The organism is Neobacillus niacini, assembly GCF_031457145.1.
Classification (GTDB): domain Bacteria; phylum Bacillota; class Bacilli; order Bacillales; family Cytobacillaceae; genus Neobacillus; species Neobacillus niacini_J.
This window is the reverse complement of record NZ_JAVDVZ010000001.1, coordinates 562,966-586,392: the sequence shown is the minus strand read 5'-3', so window position 1 is coordinate 586,392 and position 23,427 is coordinate 562,966. Positions and strand designations below refer to the sequence as shown.

Sequence of the window (23,427 nt, the reverse complement as noted above, 5' to 3'; positions counted from 1 at the left end):
ATTTAGTCAACCATTGCTACTGCACGTACAGAACCAGCTGTGCCGCCTTTGACTTTAATAGGAAAAGCGCAAAAGGTAAAACCATGCTTTACAGGAACCTTGTCAAGATTGCCTAGTTTCTCAATATGGTAATACTCTTTTTTACGTCCGATAAAATGGGCTGGGAACAAAGCACTCTTGTTTCCGGCTTTTACATCCTCTACCATTGCTCCAAATGGACGATCAAATGTGTAGGCATCAATACCCATGAGCTTAACACCTTGATCAATCAGCCATTCCGTTGCCTCTCCCGTCATACCTGGCTGATCCTTAAGGTACTTTTCATCATAGATATGCTTATCATATCCGGTCATGATCAGTACGATGTCTTTAGGTTTAATACTGTATTCCATATCAGCAAGTGCCTTCTGTACATCTTCAACCGTGATCCCACTTCTTGGTTCTTTATGACGCATATCTAAAATAACACCGTCACCATAGAATTCCTCAAGAGGCAGTTGGTCAATGGTGCGAGATGGTTTCCCTTCGGTAATCGGACCAAAGTGAATAGGAGCATCACAATGGGTTCCAATATGAGTAAAGACTTCCGCACTGACACTCTCTACAGCTAGAGCTAAGCCATCTTGAAAATCAGCAGGTTGTATATCAAGCTTATTTGCTAGTTTTACCGCTTCTTCAGCGCTATTTGAAAATTCAACCTTGGGTGGCCATGGTTCTGCCATAGGGTTCGCTTCCCAATAAACACTTAAATCGAAAAATTTCAACTTGATTCCTCCTAGATTCCAAAAAACTAAAGGGACGGTTCTCTTGGCTTTTTTATGACGTTAGTGAAGACCAACAGAACCGTCCCCCTGGCTTGAAGTTAAATACTCTTTGTCGCTTCTACCTTTTTAATTCCTAACATTTCCCTTGCTTCATCAGGAGACGCAATCTCGTAGCCTAAGTCAGTGGCAATGCCTACGATTCTCTCAACAAGCTGCGCGTTGCTCTTTGCAAGTTCACCTTTTCTATAATAAATGTTATCTTCAAATCCTACACGGACATTCCCGCCAAGTAGAAGGGATGCAATCGTCGCTTGATGCTGCTGTTGCGCAATTCCCATTGCCCCAAAGAATACACCGGAAGGTAATTTTCGAACCATGTGGGTTAAGTTTTCCATACTAAATTGAATGGATCCCTGATTGATCTTCTGCATTCCAAAAACAAAGTTAAAGGAAGCTGGAGCATCGAATAAGCCCATTGGCATAAAAATATTTACCACATCTTCAAGCTGTGCATGGTTAAAGATTTCCAATTCAGGTTTAATATTACGTTCCTTCATGATTTTTGCCGCATTTGTCAGCCAATCGCGGTCCCATAAAGTAGGTTTAATAAAATTTGGAGTATACGCCTGCATTAATCCACAATCAAGTGAAGCCATTTCTGGCTCAGCTTCTAATACTTGTAAGCCGTCATCAATATGGCTTTCTGGAACCATGGCAGGAGCTGTACTAAATTGGGTAATGATATTACTTTTTGCAGTAACTTCAGCCTTAATCTCCTTAAAAACATTCACATCATTGGTTGGTCTTCCATTTATATCTCTGGCGTGAATATGAGCAATCGAAGCTCCCGCATTTAAACAACAGTAAACCTCTTCCGCAATTTCTTTTGGCTGCTCTGGAAGTGCAGCATTTGCTTCTTTTCCGTGGAAGTTGCTAGTTGGTGCAACCGTAACAATAATTTTTCTTTTTGCCATAATGAAAATCCTCCTTATTTTTAAAACTCAAAGTTTAGTAGTTTGCTATCCTACTTTTAAATTAGACGGAAACTGGATTTAGATGCTTTAATAATTCTTCTTTGATAAACTCTGGTATCTTTACTGATTTACCTGTTGAAGTGTCAATAAACACATTTGTCAAACGACCTTTCGCAACCAATTCATCTTTATTGTAAAAACAAAATTGTAAAGTATAGGATGAATTTCCAACCTTTGCAATAGTAGCTTGAACCTCTAGTTCATCATCGTATCGAATATTTCCTAAATAGCTGCACTCTACATGTACCCGCGGCATATCCAAACCTAATGTAAAGATTTTCTTGTATGGATAACCAATACGTCTAAAAAAGTCGTGATCCATGATTTCAAAGTAACGAAAGATTGAACTGTAATGAATACGTTCTGACATGTCTGTGTCTACAAATTGAATGCGAACTTTTTTTGTAATCATTTGAGCTATTTTCACCTCACTTTAATACTAGGATTAAGATTTCATTTGGAGAACATCCAAACTTCTTATTTAAATAGTATGTTAATTCTTAATAAAGATAAAGTTAAGAATATTTACAATATAGTAAGAAAAACTTACAATGAAGATATCAAGTGAATTTCTAAGCGAGGGAAATGAAATATGAATACCGACCATCTTCACTATATAATAGAAGTTTCAGAGCAAGGAACGATTGCAAAAGCAGCCGAAAAGCTGCATGTATCCCATTCTGCTATTAGTCAAGCCATTACCAGCTTGGAATCGGAACTAGGTCTTAAAATATTTAAAAGGTCACGTTCGGGAAGTATATGTACTGAAGAGGGAAAAGCAGTCATTAAACTGTCTCTTGAGATAGTAAGCAAATTAATCGAAATGAGAAACCTTGGACAGGAGCATACAATGCTTAAAGGGGAATTAAAAATAGCAGCTTCTTCGATTTATTTTTCAACCTTTCTTCCAGACCTTATTCATTCTTTTAGAAAGGATTTTCCTAAAGTACAAATTGAAATCCAAGAAAACGAAACTCATAATATTATTGAAGCAATGAAAAATAACCTTTTTGATATTGGTCTCGTTTTAGGAACGGATGAAACGCTTAGGGTGGATGATCCTAGAATCTCGCTGGAAGTGCTCTTGCAATCAAACGTAATGGTTTGTGTTAGCAAACATTCCACATTAGCATATAACAAGACAATAGGTCCTGATGAATTGATACGACAACCATTAGTGATTCGAAATGAAAAATTTGCAGAAAGATTTTGGAACAAATTATTTTTAGATTACGGCGAAGGCAACGTGGTTTTATATTCAAATAATCACGACGTTATCAAACAACTAATTGCTAGCAACATCGCAACGGGAATCTTTACAGAATATTGGATAAGGAATGACGCAATGGTGCTAAACGGAAATATTGTCCCAATTCCATATGTGGATACAGACACTGATTATAGTACTTCGTATTTAATCAGTGTCTTGCCAAAAACAAAGCATGTACCCATTGTAACAAGAGAATTTATTCAGGGATTGAAACATAAATTGGGTCAGGGTTAAAGTGGATGCTGTCGAGTAGTGTCCCTATAGCCAATATTAATACAGGTTTTTGAGCAATCTTTGAGTATGAGGAAAGTCCATATCTTATTTTCCGACGGCTTTCAGTCCATTTATTTCATGTCGTGGGTTCTCATTTTATCCAATTCCTTTTTTCTTTTCTCACGAAGATACTTTCTACCTCCATTCCATTCTGCACATAGGAAAAGTACCCCTAAAAATAGATAGAGGATAAAGCCCATAGTACTTTCAATACGATTCATTACAAACTGCCATGTCAAAAATACAATATACGCTACTGGTAAAATTGCTCCCCAAAAGATATTGTTCCTTGTAGAAAAGAAGAATTGAACAGCTAAAATAGCAGCACTAATAAAAACCCCATAAAAATCAAATGACATTACTTCTCATCCCTTTCTTTTTTATATTTTTCAATAATCAATTTTGCATCTTCTACACTTATGCGATCATCAATTGACAGGCCCTTGATAAATTTAATAAATTCCTCATTTTCTACGACATCATTCATTTTTATTTTATCGATTAATCGATCAAGTTTAAGTCTTACTGTTGGGTATGATACCTCATAAACCTTTGCAATCTCTTTTAAAGAACCTGAATGAAGTACTAAGTTTTTAACAAACTCTAAATCTTCATTTTCCAGAGCTAAAATCCAGTTTGGAATATTGTTAATATCCACAGTCACCCCTCCTTTCACTTTAATTAATATTAGTTTAACATATTCTTTAATAATATTAAATAAAAACTTAATTTTATTTAATAAAATATTTAACTTTTGTTTAATTATTAATAAAACAAAAACATTCTATTTTGAATTAAGTTGCTCAAATAGCTTAAAAATCCGAGAGAGGGAAAATATTTACGTGAGAGCAATTTATTAACTTAAGGGGCAGGAAAATTTCCAGATTACGTAGGACGATCCATACAAAAAAACTCACAAATATTGATATACCAACATTTGTGAGTTTTTAAAATAATCCTCTCGTTTGGAATGTGCCTTTAGTTTAGCAATCGTATTTTGTTGAAAAAGAAGGTTTTACCTTCTGGAGTTCCTTTTTTAAAGAAAGATTCAGTAAGGGAGACCAAAGAACATGATGGCTTTCTCTACTTCATCTTTCGTCCACTTAACTGGTTTCCAATCTGGATTAAAGATAAGGTATCCAGGGTCCCCATAAAGTTCCACACCGTTTCCACCTGGTTCATTGCATAGGCTAATTTCCTTCAAGAAAATTTCCAAGTTTAATAAGAAGTTCTAGAAATTCTTTGATGTTTTGTCGAGGGAGATGGTGAAATATGGACCTAACCTTCAATATACTTTAAACGATGTTCTGACTTCTCTCGAATTTAAAATAATCATCTATGGTCATTGACTCATTTCTATACAGATTCATTCCATCCCTCTCCTAAACCTATACGTTTTCTTCAATTTATCATGTTTCTTTCTTTGAAGAAATCAATACTAACACCTTACATATTTGCGTTTGAAACCAAGCTTTCCTCTATCTAGTTCCTTTTGAATATTTTCGAAGGCTTGCAGAATGCTGCTTTTTTTCTTGCCCCGCTTCATTTCAACTGGGCCAACTGCTTTAGCCGTTTCAACTGCCATTTCATGGAGTGGCACATATGAAATCGCGACTGTGTAGATGAAATTATTCATAGCGGATTTCGTTCGTTCTGGAGATTCGTGAATCGTATTTTCTACCTGATTAAGCATACTGGCAAGCTTGTCTGCATTAAATTCACTGTCCTTACGGTTCCCCAACAGCCAGCAGTAACAGCTCCAGCCTGCTGACATTTTAAGTTCTTCACCGCTTGCGATCCATTTATCGGCTACCACTTGTGCAATATCGGCTTCTGCCAACGTTACGGCAACCACATAATCGGACAGCATATAAAAATACGCTCCATCGATCCAACGCTCAAAATCTTCCTCCGACATAGCCATTGGGTCCGCAATAATACCGGCAAAATACATGGCATCGTAGTTCCCAGTGGCGTAAAGCTGCTCAGCCAAAGGCTGATCTTTCTTAATTATCTTTGAGAGTGGCTTCATTGCGCCTGTAGCCACTCCAAAAAGCGGCTCATTTGCTCCATTGCTTATGTATGTCTTTTTGATTCGTTCCTTGCCGAGCGCTTCTAGTTCTTTCATTACTAAATTGAAATCCATTGTTTTCACTTTCCTCTCTAAAAATTCATAACACTTCATTATAACTACCTAGCCTGCTTTTTTATCTAATCATGCTTTAGTATTTTATTGGAGCACCAATCCCCCAATATTTAGCAAATGCTTAAAAAGCCAATCAATTAGACCGGCTTTTTCTTCTTCATTATTTAAATAAGGTCTCTACATCGACTTCAGAACCATTTTTCAAACCAAGTCTTATTTTTATTATATGAGAAAGCGATGAATAAAACAAAGGTGAATGGGTAGTTAGGCTGCTGGCCTTCTAAAAAATCCTACTTAGAAAATGGTTTAAAAAATTTTCTGCTTCTACTTGAGTGCAGACTTGAATTTTCGGACCACCTTTAGCGTGCGCAATTGTTCTCCCAATCTCGTCTCCTTCTAAGACAACCTTAACACTCCATTCTTCTTTCTTAACGAAACTAGGATCTATCACGACTCCTACAGCTAGTGGGTCATGCAGGGCACAGCCACCAATACCTGGGTGGAACCTTTCATATGATTTCATATAAAAACTGGTCATATCTGCAAAAAAATGTGCATTATCGGTACCTAAGGTCCGCCAATCATCTAAATTTGCACTCGGTAATAGTGTTTTCATCGTAACATCAAGCCCTACAATCGTTACTGGCAGACCTGATGAAAACACAACATCCGCTGCTTCGGGGTCGGTTATTATATTTGCTTCGCTATAGGGGGTGACATTACCAGCTGTAAAGACAGCACCACCCATGATGACTACCTCTTTTACAAGAGAGACGATTTCAGGATCCTTTTTAACAGCAAGCGCAAGATTCGTAAGCGGCCCAACTGCAATAATCGTCATCTCGTGCGGGCGCTGTTTCACCTGGCGAATGATATAATCCACTGCCCCCTCAGACTCCGCTTCACTGGCAGGAGCTCGATCATATTGGTTACCCAGACCATCTTCCCCATGAACATGTGTGGGGAATTTTTTTAAACCACCTTTTAACTGTTTATCTGCTCCAGCATAAACAGGAACCATTTTTCCAAGCTTCTCTAAAACAACTAATGTATTACGGGTGGTATATTCAATCGGGGCATTCCCAAAGCATGTCGTTAAACCGATGACCTCTAACTCCGGTGAGTTCAAAGCATAGGCAATCGCCAGTGCATCATCAATACCCGTATCCACATCCAATATAACTGGCTTCATTCAAGCTCACTCCATTTTATGTATTTGTAAAAATTCTTTAACTTCCTTTTTGGTTGGCATTCCACTTTGTGCCCCTAGCTTCGTAACGGAGATTGCCCCAACAACATTGGCAAACCGACAGGCTTCTTCGATTTCTGCCCCTTCACACAAAGAAAAGGCCAATGCACCATTGAATGAATCACCCGCACCTGTTGTATCCACAGCTTCAACGCGGATACTTGGAATTTCTATTTTACCGCCGTTTTTATAAATCATAACTCCTTTGGACCCTTTTGTTACAATACACTTTTCCTTTAACTTTTCTAATTCTTGTTCCGTCCCTTCTAGTGAAGCAAACAATAGTGCCTGTTCATGTTCATTCGGTGTCAGATAATCCACCATCTCTATTAATTCATTAGGAAGCTTTTGAATCGGTGCCGGATTTAAAATCGTCAGGACCCCATGCTTTTTCGCAAGCTCTACAGCTCTCATGACACTCTCAAGGGGAATTTCTAATTGTACCAAAAGAATATAGCTATCAAATATTTTATCTTCATTTTTTTCAATTACCTCCGGAGTTATATGGCTATTTGCTCCAGATACGACAATAATACTGTTGTCTCCTTCCGATACTATAATAGAAGCAATTCCTGTGGAAGTATCCTTCACTTTCATGATATTTTCAGTATTTATTCCTTGATTCGTTAAATGATTTACTAGCGTGTTACCAAAAGAATCATCCCCCACAGCACCAATCATTGTTACATCTCCACCAAGCCTAGCTGCAGCAACCGCTTGATTAGCACCCTTTCCACCCGGTATGGTATGAAATGATTGACCTAACACCGTTTCACCAACCTTGGGTATTTGGTTGGTACTTGTCACTAAATCCATGTTAATACTTCCAATTACCGTTATTTTTCTACCAGCCATATGATCACCGCCCTCTTTTTTAAATTGTAACCTACTACTAAAATTTCCTAAACAAGTTTAATTATGTTAGTTCCTTACAAAATGATCCTCTACTTGCTTTATAGCCATTTCAGTTTGGATAAAATCCAATGTAGATTGATACACAAAAGAAGCTTTCATTTGTAAATCCATGTGACTTTCTATCCCATTAATATGAAGAAATTCCTTTCTAAAAATAAACATTTATCAATTTAATGGACATGACTATAGGTGTAACTGCTCTTTAGGAATGGCTGTTTTCGCAAAAAAGGCATATTTTTATAATAATTAACGAACAGAAAAATCACCGGTAATTTCCCAATCTTTTCATGGTCTAATATCTACTCATATTTGGAATTATAAAATAACCGATACGTTCTACTCAGGAGGTAGGAAACATGGAAAACAGTTATAAAGGAACAAATAAATTAATCACAGGAATTGTCTTTGGTGTTATCACGTTTTGGCTATTTGCTCAATCTTTAGTGAATGTCGTCCCAGCAGTCCAAAAGGATTTGGGAATTTCCCTTGGGACATTAAATATAGGTATCAGTTTAACAGCATTATTCTCAGGTATATTTATTGTAGCAATGGGTGGTTTAGCCGACAAAATAGGGCGAAAAAAGATTACCAATATTGGGCTGATTTTAAGTATCATCGGTTCATTATGTTTAGTTTTAGCACATGGGGCTGCTCTGCTCATTATTGGCCGTATTATCCAAGGTTTCTCAGCAGCATGTATTATGCCTGCAACGATTGCATTAGTAAAAACGTATTATGAAGGTGCAGATCGTCAACGTGCACTTAGTTACTGGTCAATCGGGTCTTGGGGTGGATCTGGTGTTTGTTCATTTGCTGGTGGTTTAATTGCTACCTACTTAGGTTGGAGATGGATTTTCATTTTCTCGATTGTTTTTGCCCTTCTCGGTTTGTTTTTAATTAAAGATACTCCAGAGAGCAAGGCAGAAACTTCAGGAAAATTCAAATTCGACTATGCCGGATTAAGTATCTTTATTGTTGTCATGCTGGCATTAAACGTTTTAATTAACTACGGCTCTGATTTAGGTTGGACAAGTCCCTATACCATTATTTTGGCAGTCGTGACCATTGTTGGAGCAATAACCTTCATGAAAGTAGAAAAAAGTAAAAAAGTGGTACTAATCGATTTCTCTTTATTTAAAAATAAGCCCTATGCAGGTGCAACTTTCTCAAACTTCTTGCTCAATGCCATTGCAGGTACAATGGTTGTAGCCAATACGTATGTACAAGTAGGTCGAGGATTTAGTGCCTTCCAATCGGGTATGTTATCACTTGGTTACTTAGTAGCCGTTTTAGCGATGATTCGTGTAGGAGAGAAGATTTTACAAAAAATTGGTGCTAAAAAACCGATGATATGGGGAACCATTATTACGACCATTGGTGTCGCCATCATGGGCTTGACGTTCTTACCAGATTTACCATATACAGTTGTTGTATTTATTGGATACGCCTTATTCGGTCTCGGACTAGGGATTTATGCCACACCATCAACTGATACGTCAGTATCAAACGCTCCATCAAATAAAGTGGGTGAAGCGGCTGGTATTTATAAAATGGCAAGTTCACTGGGCAGCGCATTTGGGGTGGCGATTTCAGCTACTATTTATGGCATCATGTCAAAAAATAGCCTAGAGATTGGTGCAACATGGGGTATTATTACGAATGTTCTTTTTGGAGTATTAGCACTTCTTTCTATTATGTTTATGGTTCCTAAAAATGCAGGGAAAGAAGATGACGAAGCAACGGAAGATCATGCCGCATAAGTTTGAATGGAGGAAATGACAATGAAAAGTAAATTAATGCAAATGCTTGAAGATCGTAAAGATGAAATCATTCAGATACGCCGTCATCTTCATGAAAATCCTGAACTTTCTTTTAAAGAAGAAAAAACAAGCAAATATATTGAGGATTTTTATCAAGGCAAAGATGTACAGGTTGAGACAAAGGTAGGCGGAGGCTATGGAATTATTGTCACCATTAAAGGCGGGAAACCAGGAAAAACAATTGGTCTCAGAGCAGATTTCGACGCACTTCCAATAGAAGAAGAAACAGATGTACCGTTCAAATCTAAAAATCCTGGGGTCATGCATGCCTGCGCACATGATGGACATACAGCTTACCTGCTCGTTCTTGCAGATTGTTTGATTCAATTAAAAGCCGAGATCCCTGGTACCATCAAAATTGTCCACCAACCAGCAGAGGAAGTTCCACCAGGCGGAGCCATCGGCATGATTGAATCTGGTTTATTAGATGATATTGATAATATTTTCGGTATTCACTTATTACCACTTGGACCATCTGGTTTAGTAGGGTATAACAGTGGGTATGTATTCCCAGGCCGTAGTTACTTTAAATTAAAAGTACAAGGTGTTGGCGGGCACGGTTCTTCCCCACACTTGGCAAATGACTCCATCGTCGCAGGTGCACACTTTGTTACAGCGATTCAAACCGTTATTAGCCGCCGGTTAAATCCATTCGATATGGGTGTCGTTACCATTGGTTCATTTGATGGAAAAGGGACATTTAACGTCATTAAAGATAGCGTTGAAATTGAAGGCGACGTTCGCGCCATGACGGAAGAAACGCGGGAAACGATTGAACGAGAAATTCGCCGCATTGCAAAAGGAATTGAAGTAGAATTCAATGTTACTTGCGAGTTAACCTATACACCGGACTATCCACCACTTTACAATGATCCTGAAGTGACGGAAATGGTAGCTTCTTACTTAAAAAAAGCAAATGATAAAGACATTGTGGAGGTTCAAGAATTCCCGCCAATGTCTCCTTCAGAGGACTTTGCACACTATGCAAAAAAATTTCCAGCATGCTTCTTCTACATTTGCTGTACGCCTAAAGGTGTTGAAAAACCATACTTCAACCACCATCCTAAATTTGATATTGATGAAGATGCACTTTTAGTAGCAGCAAAAGCAGTCGGAACAGTCGTTTGTGGATATTACAGCATAGATTAACGTTTGGATGGCGGATGGACACATTTTTTTGCTGACTTTTAATTTTCAATGTTTTAGAACATATTAAGTTAAGTAGGTGTATTACTGTGGACTTCCCGACCATACATACAAACTTTTGGGACGCTGTGATTGCCGTTCCAATGATAATGTTAATCACTCAACTAATAAAGGTTTTTTTCCCTATAAAGAAAGTATATATTCCGACCATAGCTCTTATCCTGGGTTTATGCATTTCAATTTTTATAAGTCATCGCCACCATTTAATTGCAGGATTAATTATGGGCTGGTTTTATGGGTACGCGGCCGTTGGATCCTATGCTTCATTGAAAACAACTCTGTTGGCATTTAGAAAACAGAAATGATGTAAAAATGACAAAATCTGGGGTAAGGGATGATCTCCGATGATATATATTTATAATGATTTTGCTGGGACACATTCAACGGCTTTGGCTGCCGCCTATCATCTAAAACAACTACCTCAATCGGAAAGAAAATTAACTTCAGAAGAAATATTAAATGTAAACTATTTCAACCAACTTACGAATAAGGATTTTGGAAAACTCTTATTTCATGGGACGGATGAAAATGGTAACTCTGTTTATACCATTGGACGGAAAAGGAGCAAACTTGTTGTTCCAGCTTTGAAAGATATGTCTTTACTACTTCTAGAAAAATTCCATGTTAATGAAAAAATCATTTTCTCCAATACATCACCTACTGTTCCCATTACCATGTCACTTGGCGGTTTATTTTCAAGAAGATTGCACATTGATATAATTGGTGTACCGTTGTTAGTGAAAGGTGCTAAGCAGTCCTGTGATACTATATATCGGTTGGTTGAAAACACGATACAAGTTGGTAATACTTTCAATGAAAAAGTAATTATTTTAGAAAATGAAATTTATAAAGTTTGAGGTGAATAATTGGATATGATCGAAATCAAAGGGACCCTTGCTATGCAAGAGTTCCTACGCACCTATTAGTATTAATGCGTTCAATAGCCTAAGTAAGTTTAATCAATTTATGAGGTGTTGGTGAGTTTCTCAACAAGTATTCCGCTGAAATGGACACAGAAAAACCCGAATAACTTCATGCTCCCTCAGTGATTATTGTTTCTGCCTCCTTTTTTAATAATTCTGCCCTATCAGTGTTTTCCCATGGAAATTTGATATCCGTTCTTCCAAAGTGTCCATAGCAAGCAGTTTGTAAATAAATAGGCTGCCTAAGATTTAACATTCGAATGACCCCTGCCGGGCGAAGATCAAAATATTTTCGTATAAGTTGTACAATCATCGACTCTTCTATTTTCCCAGTTCCAAACGTTTCAACAGCTATTGAAACAGGCGCAGCTACTCCAATTGAGTAAGCCAATTGAATTTCACATTTATCTGCAATGCCTGCAGCAACAATATTTTTAGCTACATAACGTGCAGCATAGGCCGCCGAACGGTCAACCTTAGTTGGATCTTTTCCTGAAAAAGCACCGCCCCCATGGCGGGAAAATCCTCCATACGTATCAACGATAATTTTACGCCCCGTTAATCCTGCGTCACCCTTTGGTCCACCAATCACGAATCGACCAGTTGGATTTATAAAATATTTTGTGCTTTCATCAATCAATTCTGGTGGCACCACGTAAGAAATAACATATCTGTGCAAATCATGTTTTATTTGTTCTAGCCCAACTTCAGGGTTATGTTGTGCAGAAATAATAATGGTATCAATTCGAACAGGCTTTTCATTTTCGTATTCCACAGTAACCTGTACTTTTCCATCCGGACGTAAATACTCGACCAAACCATACTTTCGAACTTCTGCTAAACGCCTTGCAAGCTTATGGGACAGGTAAATTGGCAATGGCATTAATTCATCCGTTTCATTGCAAGCAAATCCAAACATAAGCCCTTGGTCACCTGCACCAATTTGGTCTATTTCATCCTCGGTCATTAAACCTTCACAGGCTTCTAATGCTTGATTGACTCCCATTGCTATATCAGAAGATTGCTTGTTCAGCGCAATTAAAACCTTACAAGTATCCGCATCAAGTCCAAAATCAGAGCTTGTATACCCGATATTTCGAATGGTATCCCTTACAATTTTTAAAAAATCGACAGATTCGTTCATGGTAACCTCTCCAGATAAAACAATTAAATCCGAACTAACTGAAGTCTCACATGCAACACGCGCATTTGGGTCTTTTTCAAATATGGCATCTAATATAGCATCAGAAATTTGATCACACATTTTATCTGGATGACCTTCCGTAACCGATTCTGATGTAAATAGATGACTTTGTTTTTTATACATATTATCCCTCATCTCCCGAATATACATTTTCTTTTTCAGAGATTGTCCAAATTTCCCCCACTAAATATAGTACAAAATCTTAACACTGAAGCCGTACATGTTGATCTAGTGTACGGTAATAACATTGAGGCTATAAATAGTCGACAAGCATTTGTTTTTTTCGGCTAACTCACTACAAAGTTAATTTCATCTTATGTTATTTTTCTAAAGGGGGTGATTAATTATTGAAATTAACAATTTTATAATCAAAGCATTAAACCAATGGGAGCGTCCGCTTACTCAGATTTTCTCTAATTATTTATATATCGATTCTTCAGGCTGGGTTGCTCACGATTATGAAGACCCTGAGTTTAAAATATAATTGAGATTATCTGTATAAATGTTATGAACAACATTTAGCCTCTTTCATCTGAAAGAGGCTTTTTACAAATTAAGAGTCTCATTGATAAAGTGATTCATGATCAAGATGCCAATATAGTCCATCATGATCCGCAATTATTTTTAGGTAGTCATGCTTTCCTGATTTATCTATTGATTTCCATCGCGCATATGCAATTGACACTAACATCGATACAAAGGCATTGCGAAAATATTCATTCTTAAAATGCTCTTCATTCACCCCTTGTATGTTGAGTGTAGAAACGTCCGCTTCATTGATTTTTTTTAATGCACCAACTAAAAAAGTCTTTTCCTTTTCTATTGGTCTTGTTTCCTTTATGTCAAAAGGAAAATTATTTTGAGGGCACGTTTCTAAATAAACTCTCTTAGATGCTCCCGATATCGGAAAATGATTTAGCCAATCACTCATCTTATGATAGCTTTCTGATTCCCATCTTTGATTTATCCTATTTCCATTATTTTTTTCAATATCGACGTCACGAATAGTATACTCTGGTTTTATTGGAGAACTTAAACAAGCGCCTATTGTAAAAATGAGATATTCTTTTAAAAATGTATTATCCGAGTTTTGATATCTATTTTTGGAGAAAAACTTAATATGATCGTACAAAAATTCAAAGGCATCTTCGTTTTCATTCGTTTTCATTTTCCAATTCGTTCTATCTTTATACAGGAGAACCGCACAATCTGTTTCATTGTGATAACTAGACCCAATGTTAACTCCAATAAACAAAGACCTTTCTTGGATTTCTGTAAATTCTAAAGGTGTTATGTCTTTGTTATTTTGTTTTCTACCTCCCCAAGGAATACCCTTCTCATTCGTTAATTTCAAATTAATCCACCTTCTAACTCTGAAAATCATCTTATACATAAAGTAATTTTTTTATAAACAAAATAAGAAAGGAACTGCTCCTTATGGTTAGTTTAGGTGTCATTGTGATTCAGTTCCTCTATTCCCAATGCTTTTTACTACGTTAAACACTATATGTTCAGGAATTCAAAAAGCCTGTGCTCATTTCTTAATTTCGAATAACCGACATTTCCTCAATGACTCGTTCTCTTTCTATTGTTTCTGATTTTAATACTTCCATTAATACACAACGATTTGGAAAGTACTGACGAACCTCAGACCATTTCATTACAATAAGCCTCCGAGTTGACGCAGAAAAACGCTCACCAATATTGATAGATCAACATTTGCGAGCGTTAAAGTTTTAAAAAAATTCACTTAATATAATCTAAAGAGACAATGGTCGGGGTAGAGTCAATACTGTAGCAAGATGCATGCAAAAGAAGCAATCCCTTTGGCTTATTTATACTTATCTATTTAATTGTTTCACTTTAACAGGCTTCGTTTCTCTACTTAGTTTGATGATTTCTCCGATTATACTAATGGCAATTTCTTCTGTTGTTTCCGAGCCAATTTCCAATCCGATGGGAGAGGAAACCTGCTCCAGCTGTTCTGGTGTGACTCCTTCACTTTTTAATTTTTCAAATATGGTTATGGTCTTGCGTTTACTGGCGACCATCCCAACATAAGCAATCGGAAATTGTAGTGCCGTCTTTAATACCCTATCGTCACGATCTTTTGTAACAATGATCACGTAAGACCTTTCAGTCGGGCTGGCTTCGAGTAAAGCCTCTCCAATATCCTCATTCACAAAAATGTTTGTAGCATTGGGAAAGCGTGCCTTCGTAGCATATCCAAACCGGTCATCCACGACGCAATAGGGATATTCAAGCATATCAGCGAGCTTTGCCAGCGCAGATGCCAGATGACCGGCGCCGGTCAAAATGAGTTCAGGTCTGCTTTGATAGACTTCAATAAACACCCGTAGCGTTCCGCCGCAATTCATTTGGATTCCGTCTTTTGCGTGTTTATTCAATTTGTATTCAACGATTTTCGATTTACCCGTTTGAAGCGCCTTTACACTTTCTTCGATGATATAGTGTTCAGCCAAGCCTCCTCCGACAGTGCCTTCAATTGTTCCATCACAGTAGACAATCATTTTTCCAACATGCCTGGGAGTCGAGCCCTTTGATTCAATAATCATCGCTAGAGCAAAATTTTCGTTTTGACGAGTTAGCAAGGCCACTTTTTCCATCAGTAGCATGAAAAGCTCCCCCCTTTATTAACATTAAATCTGTTGATATTGCTTCTTACTAAGAAAATAACGTAATAGATTTAAAGCGACTGTTTTTCTGTATAATGCCGTGGAGCGCTGATCGTCGATTGGTTTAATGATCTTATCGAAGGCTGCCACCACCTGAGCGATGTCTGCATTTGTTAATGGGATGGTCTTACCAATAAGCTTCTTCTCAATATCAAACGAACGAACCATTGTAGGTCCGACCGCCCCGAATGCAAAGCGAACATCATTGATGACAGCACCCTTTATCCGGATATAACCAGCAAATCCTACTTTTGCAATGGCATCTGCGTTGCGGTTGCCGACTTTTTCAAAATAAACATAAGCTCCTTCTTCGGATATGGACGGCAAAATAATTTCCGCCAAAATTTCATTGTAATCACGCTGGACCCTTCTCACACCTTGAATAAAATCGCTGATTGCGACGATGCGATCACCCTTAATGGAGCGCAGTAAAAGTTTAGCGTTGTAAACATATAGTAATGGCAGTGTGTCACCAGCCGGAGAAGCGTTGCAAATATTTCCGCCCAATGTTCCTCTGTTTCGAATCGCCGGTGCCGCAATAGTTTTGATTGCATTCTTTAAGGCAATTGGAATGAACGGGTTTTCAAGTAATTCGCTATAGGTACAGCAGGCACCAATATGGAGATCGTTATGATTTTGATACACACGCTTTAGCTCAGAAAGGTGATCAATAAATACAATCGGTTTCGGGATTTTCGGGGGTACTCCCCTTCGACTTTTGTGAAGAACCATGACATCGGTTCCTCCGGCAATGATCACACAGTCTTCTTTATTCAATTGGCTCATGGTTTGGTCTAAAGAATTGAGGCGATACGCGATTATTTTCTCTACCATAAGCCGTCTCCTTTTTTTGCTGCCAGGTTTATTGCATCGACAATCATATTGTAGCCGGTACATCTGCAGAGATTTCCGGAAATACCTTCACGAATTTCAGCCTCTGAAGGATGAGAATTTTTGGATAAAAGAGCTGCACTTGCCATAACCATCCCAGGAATGCAGTAACCGCATTGCACTCCTCCAGCAACGCTATAGCTCTCATCTAAAATCTTAAATTGTTCCGTTTCCATGATCCCTTCTATCGTTACAATATCGGATCCATCAATTGCGCCAATGGGAATAAGGCAGCTGTTTTGCAGGAGGTTATTGACAAAAACGCTGCAGGCTCCGCATTCTCCTTCCCCACATCCTTCCTTTGTTCCAATTAACTCATACTCATCTCGAATAAAATCTAGTAATCTTGTTGTGGGAGCTGCGTCTGTTTCTACCAATCTCCCATTAAGGGTAAATGTAATCATCCTTCTTCACCTTCCTTCATCAAAAGGCTTTCAATAATCACTTCAGGGGTAATCGGAATTTGCTGAAAAGAAGTTTGCAGTGCATTTTCAATTGCCGCTTGGACGGCAGGAGCGCCACCGATTAACGTCAATTCACCTGCACCCTTTGCTCCATATGGCCCATCCGCATAGGGGTTATCAAAGACCTTGCTTTGTATTGAAACAACGTCCATTGAGGTTGGGGGTCCATAATCCGTTATGCTTTTTTGTTGGATTCTGCCTTGTTTTGACGTCATTTTTTCTAGATAGCCGTACGCTAATCCTTGCGCTAAACCACCGTCAATTTGACCTTTCATCACCCGATTATCAATGACCTTCCCCACTTCATAGTTGGCATATACTTTTTCCAACTTTACATTTCCTGTTAACGTATCTACTTCCACTTCAACGATATTCACACCCCATGAATAAGCCGGATAGGCATCTCCCGTGAAGGTCTTCTCGTTCCATGGAATCATTTCACGGTGAGCATAGTCCTCCATTACTTCCTGTTCCACCCCTGTTTGCCACTGAGCCTTAAGTTTTTTTGCAGCACGTTGAAGTAATCTCCCGACAATCATGGTCGTCCTCGAGGCTACTGTTGGACCAGAGTCGGGAACCTCTTTTGTATCGGGATAAGGGTACAAAACTTCTTCGTACGGAAGGTCTAGCTCTTTGGCGACAATTTTACTCAGCGTCGTCAAAATGCCTTGTCCCATATCAGAATTTGAGATTTTTAGCATAACCTGGTCGTCCTTTGTTTTAACCAGCTTCACCTTTGCTTTAATATGATCTCTTTCGCCGCTGCCTGTAAAGCCACAACCGTGGAGAAACAGCGAAGTTCCAAAGCCTTTTTTATAGCGGTGATTTTGTTGATTGAAAGTTTGAAACTCCCCTTTTTTCTTTTTGTATTCCGACTTTTTTAGCAAGTCCTCAATCATTTCTTCCATTAATATCGAGTCGCGGAATTTTCCTTTAGTGATGGTGGGATCACCTTGTTTGACGAGGTATTTTCGTTTATAGTCAAGTGGGTCGCTGTTTGCTAGTTTACTAAGATGACTAATATGACTTTCGATACCTGCAAAGCTTTGCGGCGCTCCAAAGCCTCTGAAGGCACCGTTCGGAACGGTATTGGTTTTTAACACATAGCCTTTTGCATGAAAATGCGGAATTTTATAAACACCGGCACTGTTTAGTAATGCTCGTTGCAGCACGACAGAGCTTAATCCCTCATTCGCTCCGCTATCAAGAAAAAGAGCAACACGCATGCTCAAAATATTTCCGTCCTTATCAAGAGCCGTTCGATATTTGAGTTTGGCCGGATGCCGTTTTGTCGTAACCACCATATCCTCAGAACGATCAAACACGAGCATCACCGATTTTTTGACTGCTTTGGCAGCTACGGCTACATGACACGCCATCATCGAAGGGAACTCTTCTTTGCCGCCAAATCCTCCGCCAGTGGGGCTTTGCACCACTCTAACTTCATCATCGCCACATGCTAAAGCATTTACCAGTGCATTTTTTATATAATAAAGACATTGCATCGAACCCTGGACAACAATTTCATCATCTTTATAAATAGCCAGCATTCCTTGTGGTTCAAGATAGACATGCTCCTGATACCCCGTATCATATACTTCTTTAATGATTTGATGGGCTCCCTGCTCGATAGCTGAAATAGTCGCTAAACTTTCCCCAAATTCATAGCTTGCCATAGTAACCCCGGATACTGATTTTTGTTGGATTGCTTCGTCCAATGTATAAATAGCCTGATGTTCTTCAAATTCAATCTTCACTCCATCTAACAAACTGTACAAGGTATCCAGGTCTTCTCCAACGAGCATGAGAATCGGTTCACCAATATAGTTGACCCATTCATTGGCAAAAATGGGTTGATCTTCTTTGATAATTTTGACATAATTCGGTCCTGGAATATGCTCTGCTCCAACCGCTTCATACCCTATCGGAAGGTTTGGTAATTGAATGGATATGATTTTTCCATAAGAAATGGGCGAGCGATAAAGTACACCATAAACCATATTTTCCACTTTCTCGTCACTAATATAGGCCAACTGACCAGATACTTTACCTTTATGGTCCTTTCTGGGCACTGAGGTGCTTATGTCTTTAAGATTCATTCCAACAACACCCTTCGACTCTTTTTTTAAGGCTGTTTTCGTAACGATTGTTGTTAAAATCTTAAAGCCGATTTTAACGTGACAATAGAAATTTGGCCCCTTTGAATTCAGTTTGCTAGCTCTTTTCTTACTAAATTAACACTGTTTTCTGTGGAAAACTAAGTACTACTATTTATTTTTGTTTTATAAAGCAACAAAGTTTAAGAAAAGAGCCTTTTTTAAAGGTGACACATTTATTATAGAAACCTCTTCCTACAATTTTATAAATGAGATCGATAATTTATGAATCATTTCATTCAATAATTTTTGCAATAAAAATGCAGCTTGATTCGATTTGTAAGGCTGATCGAATCAAACTGCGTTAAATGAAAGCTTTATAATAATAATCAATGGCTTTTTGGTAATCCTCCGGCGTATCAACATCCATGATTACTCCCGGATCATCTACATTGATGTAGTTCTTTTTGAAACCGCCCAGGACCACACGTAAATTACTGTCTGGATTGGTTTCGAGAATTTTCTGTTTCACTTCATTTGATAATTTAATAGGGTGACCACCCTTAAAATTAAAGCTGGGAATCACTACGTTTCCTTGTTGTTCCACTAGTAGCTGAAGTGTCTCTTTTTTAACTAGCGGACAATCTCCGGGTGTGATAAAGAAGGGTGTGGCATTTATTTCTTTCACGCCCTTTTGAATGGAAGTAAACATTCCCTGGTTAAATTTCTCATTGTAAACAAACTTTATTTGAAATGAATAAGCTTTTTTACTGCTGATTTTTGCCAGTTTCTCTTGGATGATTTCAGCTTGAAACCCTGCTACGACGATAACCCTGCTGCATACTCCTTCAAATTTAGAAATCGTTTGTTCCAACACGGACATTTGCCCCAGTGGTAAAGTCATTTTGAATGCATTCGCTCGGCTGGAATATCCAGCGGCTAGGACGATTGCTTCCATTTTAATCACCTTTTACATCTCAATTTATCCATTCCTCTATAGGTCTTTTAATTTTTTCCCGCATACACGTTAATTTTATAGGTTTAGGAAACAAATTATTCTGTTATACAGATTCCTTATCTTTATACTTATATGACTTCGGAGACACGCCACAATACCTTTTAAATATTTTTAAAAAATAACTTTTACTTTCAAAACCTAACTCAAATGCTATTTGTTCTACTGATTTTGTCGAATGATCAAGTAAATCTACTGCTTTTGCCATTTTAACCTTTGTCACATATTCAACAAAACCTTCTCCTGTCTCTTTTTTATACATCCTACTGAAGTAACTTGGATTTAAATGTAAATGGTCAGCTACATCTGTCAAAGAAATCTTCTCACAAATATGGATTTGTACATATTTTTGTGCTTTTAATACATCTTCATTTCTAGTTGTTAGATCAATTGATTGCATATGTTCAAGGAACTTATCAAATATTTCTACCAATACACATTCTAAATGTTCAAATGTCTCGACATACTGAATGATATGGTCTGTCATAGCAATCGATTGGGTTTCAAAATGCTTAAATGCATGTAAGGATAATTTAACATCATATATTAATTTAATTGCCCAATCTTTTATTACTTGTGGTGAGTACTTCTTTTCTCTTATTTTATCTAATTGTTGGGAAATACACTCTATGATTTGATCTTTTTTACCTTTAATGATCAACTCTTTTAGTTTATGTGAAATCTCAACATAGTCTTGAAAAATGGAATCACTTGTATACGAGATTTGGCTAAAGGATTGAATACTCTCATATGGATAATAAAAGCGTTGCTCATTATTTTTAAGTAAAAGTCTCATGCTATCAATCAATTGCTGGTCCTTCACATTTTGTTCTCCGATAACAGAAGTAATACTAATCTTCAAGAAAGTTCGGATTTTATTATGTAGTTCTTTTACTATAAGTTCGATTATCTGTTGTGTTTCCATCGTTTTGTTACTTTTCAACATGAAAAATTTTCCTTGTAGAAAGAAGATCTGTACCTCTTGCTTAAACTTTGTAAGTACTTCTTCTATCACGTTGTTTACACTAAATTGAAGTAATGTTTCATTTTCATAGTATGTTATCGCTTCTTGAAAGTGATCAATAAAGCAGAGTACCGGTGTATAATGCTCATGTGAAAAGTTTATTCCCAAAAGTTCCTCTTGCTCTTTCCACCAATCCGTCTTTTCCATATTCTGTTCCATTAACTTTTCTATAAACTTGGATTTTAAAGCCAGATTATTTTTTCCTAAAAATTTGGTGACTTTTAAGTGCTGATTTCTTGTATAACGATCTTGGTCCAACTTTTTCTTTAATCTGTCTAGTAAAGTAATGATATTCGTCTCTTCCATTGTTTCTTTTAAAATATAATCATAGACTTCTAATTTTAAAGCTTGTTGTGCATAGCGAAACTCGCCATGGCAAGATAGGATCACATTATACGAGTGACGTTTTGATTTTTTCAGTTGCTCAATTAATTCAATTCCATTTAATTTTGGCATCCCAATATCGGTAATCAATACATCATAAGCATTTTTTTGCAGATAATCATAAGCAGCAATACTTTCCTGAAAGTGTGCAACAACTTGGAAACCATGTTCCTGCCAGGGAATAAATCTCTTTAAAAACTCAATAACAAGAACATCATCATCAACCAAAACTACATGATACACACCGCTCACTCCTTATGAACTGGAATTTGAAACGTTACAGTTGTTCCTTTACCATCAATACTGTCTATCCTCATTTGAAATGCTTCTCCATATATCAATTTCATCCTTTGGTATACATTTTGCACTCCTATTCCATTAAACGATTTATTACTCTTTATATAATCACTATCATTTGCTTGAAAAACTTTCGCTTTTAATTGTTCTAATTTGAGCTTGTCCATCCCCTTACCATTGTCTGTAATAATGATTTCCAAGAATGGATTACCTTGTTCATTTGCGAATATTTTAATTGTTTCTTTTCTATTATTATGCCCATGAATGATAGCGTTTTCAATAACTGGTTGTAAGAAAAATCTAGGTACTTGGAAATGAGAAGCTGCTTCGTTCACATCAATCTCTAACTCTACATCATGCCTGTGACGGAAATTCATCAAATCTACGTAATGCTTTACAGTCGTTAACTCTTCTTCTAAAGGAATAAAAGCATTATTACGATTAATTGTCATTCTCAGAAGTGCGGATAAAGAATAAATGAGTGAAGCACTGCCAGTATCCCCTTCCATTTTTATTTTTAAGCGTATCGCATTTAAAACGTTAAATAAAAAATGCGGGTTAATTTGTGCTTGTAGCATGTCTAATTCAGCTTTTCGCTTCGCTTCTTCTTGGATTTTTATCTGTTCAATCATTTCCTCGATGGTATCTAACATATGATTAAAGGAGTGCCCAAGTTGAGCGACATCATTACTTCCAGATAATTCTATCCTAGCCGATAAGTCACCCTGTTTTATTGCTTTTGTAACAAGGTTTAATCTCATGATTGGTTTCGTAAATTCACGCACAAGCATGATAAGTCCAAGTAAAAATAGAACTAAAAAACCACCTTGAATCAAAATCGTCGTTCCCGTTACCCTATTAATAGACCCAATTGTATCATTATATGGAACAAGACTGACCAATCTCCAATTCGAATAGGACACTGGATAGGACACCAATAAATGCTTCTCATCCTCGTAGTCTACAATTTGATAATCAGCATTCGTTACATCATAGGGTAATATCGTTCCTACCTCATCTGTATTCAAACTAGAATAGATTTCTCCTGACTTATTTGTCAAATAAAATTTAGCTCTCTTTTCACTTTGAATTTGACTAAAAAGCTTCTTAATCTCATTTTCTTTTAAACTAATAATTAAATAGGAATTGAAGGAATTAGCTCTTTGAATTTTCCTACCTATCGTAATGAGATGTGGGTAAGTATTTCTTTCAGAATTAATATATGTCGGGTGTGCACCTAGCCAATAGGTTTGATAAAAACTTAAGTGGTCCAATTTTTCAAACCATGGTTCTTCTTTAAATTGTAAAGGATTAAAATCGATTTGAGAATAATTCGTGAAAAATAAGTCATTATTAAACAAAATGGTAATATACATAGGCATTAATAAATCAGTAATTCCAGACAATTCATTCGAAATTTTACTATAATTAAGAGCCACTTCTTGATTTACGCTGGGTGAATTTGCATCAATTAATTTATGCGATTTTAGTAATTGATTCATATTTGTGTCAAATTGAATATAATTAGAGGTGTACATCATGTCATCAAAGATATTCTTTATTCCTAATTCAACCATACGTAAATCATCCTCTGATTGTGTTGCTGCACGTTGTTCTAATACATCTTTTGTAAAATAGTTCGAAACGATATAGGTCCCAACCCACGGAAATAAAATACAAAGAATAACGGAAATAATTAATCTCGTTCGAAGTGACATTTGCTTTACTTTTTTCCATAATATTTCCAATGACGATC

General features: G+C 37.2%; 22 protein-coding genes. 5 read left to right on the top strand and 17 right to left on the bottom strand.

What is annotated here, in order from left to right:
• Positions 1-2: 2 nt before the first annotated feature.
• From J2Y03_RS03175 to J2Y03_RS03165, 3 genes are all read right to left on the bottom strand, one after another.
• A complete protein-coding gene (locus J2Y03_RS03175) occupies positions 3-764 on the bottom strand; it encodes a cyclase family protein (RefSeq protein WP_207909423.1) in 762 nt (253 codons plus the stop codon).
• A 98-nt stretch (positions 765-862) separates the two neighbouring features.
• Complete coding sequence (locus J2Y03_RS03170) at positions 863-1,738, bottom strand: beta-keto acid cleavage family enzyme (protein WP_310190573.1); 876 nt, start codon at positions 1,736-1,738, stop codon at positions 863-865.
• 61 nt (positions 1,739-1,799) lie between these two features.
• Entirely contained in the window at positions 1,800-2,210 is a 411-nt protein-coding gene (locus J2Y03_RS03165) for an acyl-CoA thioesterase (protein WP_310190570.1), read from the bottom strand.
• Between the two features lie 180 nt (positions 2,211-2,390).
• Here J2Y03_RS03165 and J2Y03_RS03160 point away from each other — a divergent pair, with 180 nt between their 5' ends.
• The gene (locus tag J2Y03_RS03160) at positions 2,391-3,302 is read left to right on the top strand and encodes a LysR family transcriptional regulator (RefSeq protein ID WP_132090265.1); all 912 of its coding nucleotides are present in this window, start codon (positions 2,391-2,393) and stop codon (positions 3,300-3,302) included.
• A 110-nt stretch (positions 3,303-3,412) separates the two neighbouring features.
• On the opposite strand, the gene J2Y03_RS03155 is transcribed toward J2Y03_RS03160, so the two are convergent.
• From J2Y03_RS03155 to rbsK, 5 genes are all read right to left on the bottom strand, one after another.
• Positions 3,413-3,700 carry a hypothetical protein gene (locus tag J2Y03_RS03155; RefSeq protein ID WP_310190567.1) on the bottom strand — a complete coding sequence of 96 codons (288 nt, stop codon included), beginning with the start codon at positions 3,698-3,700 and terminating at the stop codon, positions 3,413-3,415.
• Positions 3,700-3,999 carry a DUF2089 family protein gene (locus tag J2Y03_RS03150; protein ID WP_310190566.1) on the bottom strand — a complete coding sequence of 100 codons (300 nt, stop codon included), beginning with the start codon at positions 3,997-3,999 and terminating at the stop codon, positions 3,700-3,702. The genes J2Y03_RS03155 and J2Y03_RS03150 overlap by 1 nt, the downstream gene beginning before the upstream one ends.
• A 780-nt stretch (positions 4,000-4,779) precedes the next feature.
• Positions 4,780-5,487 (bottom strand): DNA alkylation repair protein, encoded by a 708-nt coding sequence (locus J2Y03_RS03145; RefSeq protein ID WP_310190564.1) that lies wholly within the window; start codon positions 5,485-5,487, stop codon positions 4,780-4,782.
• Between the two features lie 280 nt (positions 5,488-5,767).
• Positions 5,768-6,679: a nucleoside hydrolase gene (locus J2Y03_RS03140; RefSeq protein ID WP_310190562.1), complete on the bottom strand. Its 912-nt coding sequence runs from the start codon at positions 6,677-6,679 to the stop codon at positions 5,768-5,770.
• A 6-nt stretch (positions 6,680-6,685) separates the two neighbouring features.
• A complete protein-coding gene (gene rbsK / locus J2Y03_RS03135; protein ID WP_310190559.1) occupies positions 6,686-7,591 on the bottom strand; it encodes a ribokinase in 906 nt (301 codons plus the stop codon).
• 416 nt (positions 7,592-8,007) lie between these two features.
• On the opposite strand from rbsK, the gene J2Y03_RS03130 reads away from it, so the two are divergent.
• The 4 genes from J2Y03_RS03130 (at position 8,008) to J2Y03_RS03115 (ending at position 11,534) form a co-directional block, all read left to right on the top strand.
• Entirely contained in the window at positions 8,008-9,411 is a 1,404-nt protein-coding gene (locus J2Y03_RS03130; RefSeq protein ID WP_132090215.1) for an MFS transporter, read from the top strand.
• 21 nt (positions 9,412-9,432) lie between these two features.
• On the top strand, positions 9,433-10,620 hold the full coding sequence (locus J2Y03_RS03125) for an amidohydrolase (RefSeq protein ID WP_310190556.1): 1,188 nt from the start codon (positions 9,433-9,435) through the stop codon (positions 10,618-10,620).
• A gap of 86 nt (positions 10,621-10,706) precedes the next feature.
• A complete protein-coding gene (locus J2Y03_RS03120; protein WP_132090209.1) occupies positions 10,707-10,982 on the top strand; it encodes a hypothetical protein in 276 nt (91 codons plus the stop codon).
• A 39-nt stretch (positions 10,983-11,021) separates the two neighbouring features.
• Positions 11,022-11,534, top strand: coding sequence for a DUF3189 family protein (locus J2Y03_RS03115; RefSeq protein ID WP_310190553.1), 513 nt, complete (start codon positions 11,022-11,024; stop codon positions 11,532-11,534).
• Between the two features lie 175 nt (positions 11,535-11,709).
• On the opposite strand, the gene metK is transcribed toward J2Y03_RS03115, so the two are convergent.
• The 9 genes from metK to J2Y03_RS03070 all read right to left on the bottom strand — a co-directional run bounded on the left by metK (position 11,710) and on the right by J2Y03_RS03070 (position 23,419).
• Entirely contained in the window at positions 11,710-12,927 is a 1,218-nt protein-coding gene (gene metK / locus J2Y03_RS03110; RefSeq protein ID WP_310190551.1) for a methionine adenosyltransferase, read from the bottom strand.
• A 439-nt stretch (positions 12,928-13,366) separates the two neighbouring features.
• On the bottom strand, positions 13,367-14,158 hold the full coding sequence (locus J2Y03_RS03105; protein ID WP_310190549.1) for a hypothetical protein: 792 nt from the start codon (positions 14,156-14,158) through the stop codon (positions 13,367-13,369).
• Between the two features lie 487 nt (positions 14,159-14,645).
• Positions 14,646-15,440 carry an XdhC family protein gene (locus J2Y03_RS03100; RefSeq protein WP_132090185.1) on the bottom strand — a complete coding sequence of 265 codons (795 nt, stop codon included), beginning with the start codon at positions 15,438-15,440 and terminating at the stop codon, positions 14,646-14,648.
• A 24-nt stretch (positions 15,441-15,464) separates the two neighbouring features.
• Positions 15,465-16,334, bottom strand: a complete 870-nt coding sequence (locus J2Y03_RS03095) for an FAD binding domain-containing protein (protein ID WP_310190546.1) — start codon at positions 16,332-16,334, stop codon at positions 15,465-15,467.
• On the bottom strand, positions 16,328-16,795 hold the full coding sequence (locus tag J2Y03_RS03090; protein ID WP_310190544.1) for a (2Fe-2S)-binding protein: 468 nt from the start codon (positions 16,793-16,795) through the stop codon (positions 16,328-16,330). Before J2Y03_RS03090 ends, J2Y03_RS03095 begins: the two co-directional genes overlap by 7 nt.
• Positions 16,792-18,954 carry a xanthine dehydrogenase family protein molybdopterin-binding subunit gene (locus J2Y03_RS03085; RefSeq protein ID WP_310190542.1) on the bottom strand — a complete coding sequence of 721 codons (2,163 nt, stop codon included), beginning with the start codon at positions 18,952-18,954 and terminating at the stop codon, positions 16,792-16,794. The genes J2Y03_RS03090 and J2Y03_RS03085 overlap by 4 nt, the downstream gene beginning before the upstream one ends.
• Positions 18,955-19,315: 361 nt before the next feature.
• Positions 19,316-19,909 carry a nucleotidyltransferase family protein gene (locus tag J2Y03_RS03080; protein ID WP_310191356.1) on the bottom strand — a complete coding sequence of 198 codons (594 nt, stop codon included), beginning with the start codon at positions 19,907-19,909 and terminating at the stop codon, positions 19,316-19,318.
• A 103-nt stretch (positions 19,910-20,012) separates the two neighbouring features.
• Complete coding sequence (locus J2Y03_RS03075; RefSeq protein ID WP_310190539.1) at positions 20,013-21,617, bottom strand: response regulator transcription factor; 1,605 nt, start codon at positions 21,615-21,617, stop codon at positions 20,013-20,015.
• A gap of 5 nt (positions 21,618-21,622) precedes the next feature.
• Positions 21,623-23,419, bottom strand: a complete 1,797-nt coding sequence (locus tag J2Y03_RS03070; RefSeq protein WP_310190537.1) for a sensor histidine kinase — start codon at positions 23,417-23,419, stop codon at positions 21,623-21,625.
• Positions 23,420-23,427: the final 8 nt, after the last annotated feature.

What these genes read in the sequence shown, in the direction of transcription:
- J2Y03_RS03170 (WP_310190573.1), bottom strand. Translation starts at nt 1,738, where the DNA reads ATGGCAAAAAGAAAAATTATTGTTACGGTTGCACCAACTAGCAACTTC.
- J2Y03_RS03165 (WP_310190570.1), bottom strand. Translation starts at nt 2,210, where the DNA reads ATGATTACAAAAAAAGTTCGCATTCAATTTGTAGACACAGACATGTCA.
- J2Y03_RS03160 (WP_132090265.1), top strand. Translation starts at nt 2,391, where the DNA reads ATGAATACCGACCATCTTCACTATATAATAGAAGTTTCAGAGCAAGGA.
- J2Y03_RS03155 (WP_310190567.1), bottom strand. Translation starts at nt 3,700, where the DNA reads ATGTCATTTGATTTTTATGGGGTTTTTATTAGTGCTGCTATTTTAGCT.
- J2Y03_RS03145 (WP_310190564.1), bottom strand. Translation starts at nt 5,487, where the DNA reads ATGGATTTCAATTTAGTAATGAAAGAACTAGAAGCGCTCGGCAAGGAA.
- J2Y03_RS03140 (WP_310190562.1), bottom strand. Translation starts at nt 6,679, where the DNA reads ATGAAGCCAGTTATATTGGATGTGGATACGGGTATTGATGATGCACTG.
- rbsK (WP_310190559.1), bottom strand. Translation starts at nt 7,591, where the DNA reads ATGGCTGGTAGAAAAATAACGGTAATTGGAAGTATTAACATGGATTTA.
- J2Y03_RS03130 (WP_132090215.1), top strand. Translation starts at nt 8,008, where the DNA reads ATGGAAAACAGTTATAAAGGAACAAATAAATTAATCACAGGAATTGTC.
- J2Y03_RS03125 (WP_310190556.1), top strand. Translation starts at nt 9,433, where the DNA reads ATGAAAAGTAAATTAATGCAAATGCTTGAAGATCGTAAAGATGAAATC.
- J2Y03_RS03115 (WP_310190553.1), top strand. Translation starts at nt 11,022, where the DNA reads ATGATATATATTTATAATGATTTTGCTGGGACACATTCAACGGCTTTG.
- metK (WP_310190551.1), bottom strand. Translation starts at nt 12,927, where the DNA reads ATGTATAAAAAACAAAGTCATCTATTTACATCAGAATCGGTTACGGAA.
- J2Y03_RS03100 (WP_132090185.1), bottom strand. Translation starts at nt 15,440, where the DNA reads ATGCTACTGATGGAAAAAGTGGCCTTGCTAACTCGTCAAAACGAAAAT.
- J2Y03_RS03095 (WP_310190546.1), bottom strand. Translation starts at nt 16,334, where the DNA reads ATGGTAGAGAAAATAATCGCGTATCGCCTCAATTCTTTAGACCAAACC.
- J2Y03_RS03090 (WP_310190544.1), bottom strand. Translation starts at nt 16,795, where the DNA reads ATGATTACATTTACCCTTAATGGGAGATTGGTAGAAACAGACGCAGCT.
- J2Y03_RS03085 (WP_310190542.1), bottom strand. Translation starts at nt 18,954, where the DNA reads ATGAATCTTAAAGACATAAGCACCTCAGTGCCCAGAAAGGACCATAAA.
- J2Y03_RS03080 (WP_310191356.1), bottom strand. Translation starts at nt 19,909, where the DNA reads ATGGAAGCAATCGTCCTAGCCGCTGGATATTCCAGCCGAGCGAATGCA.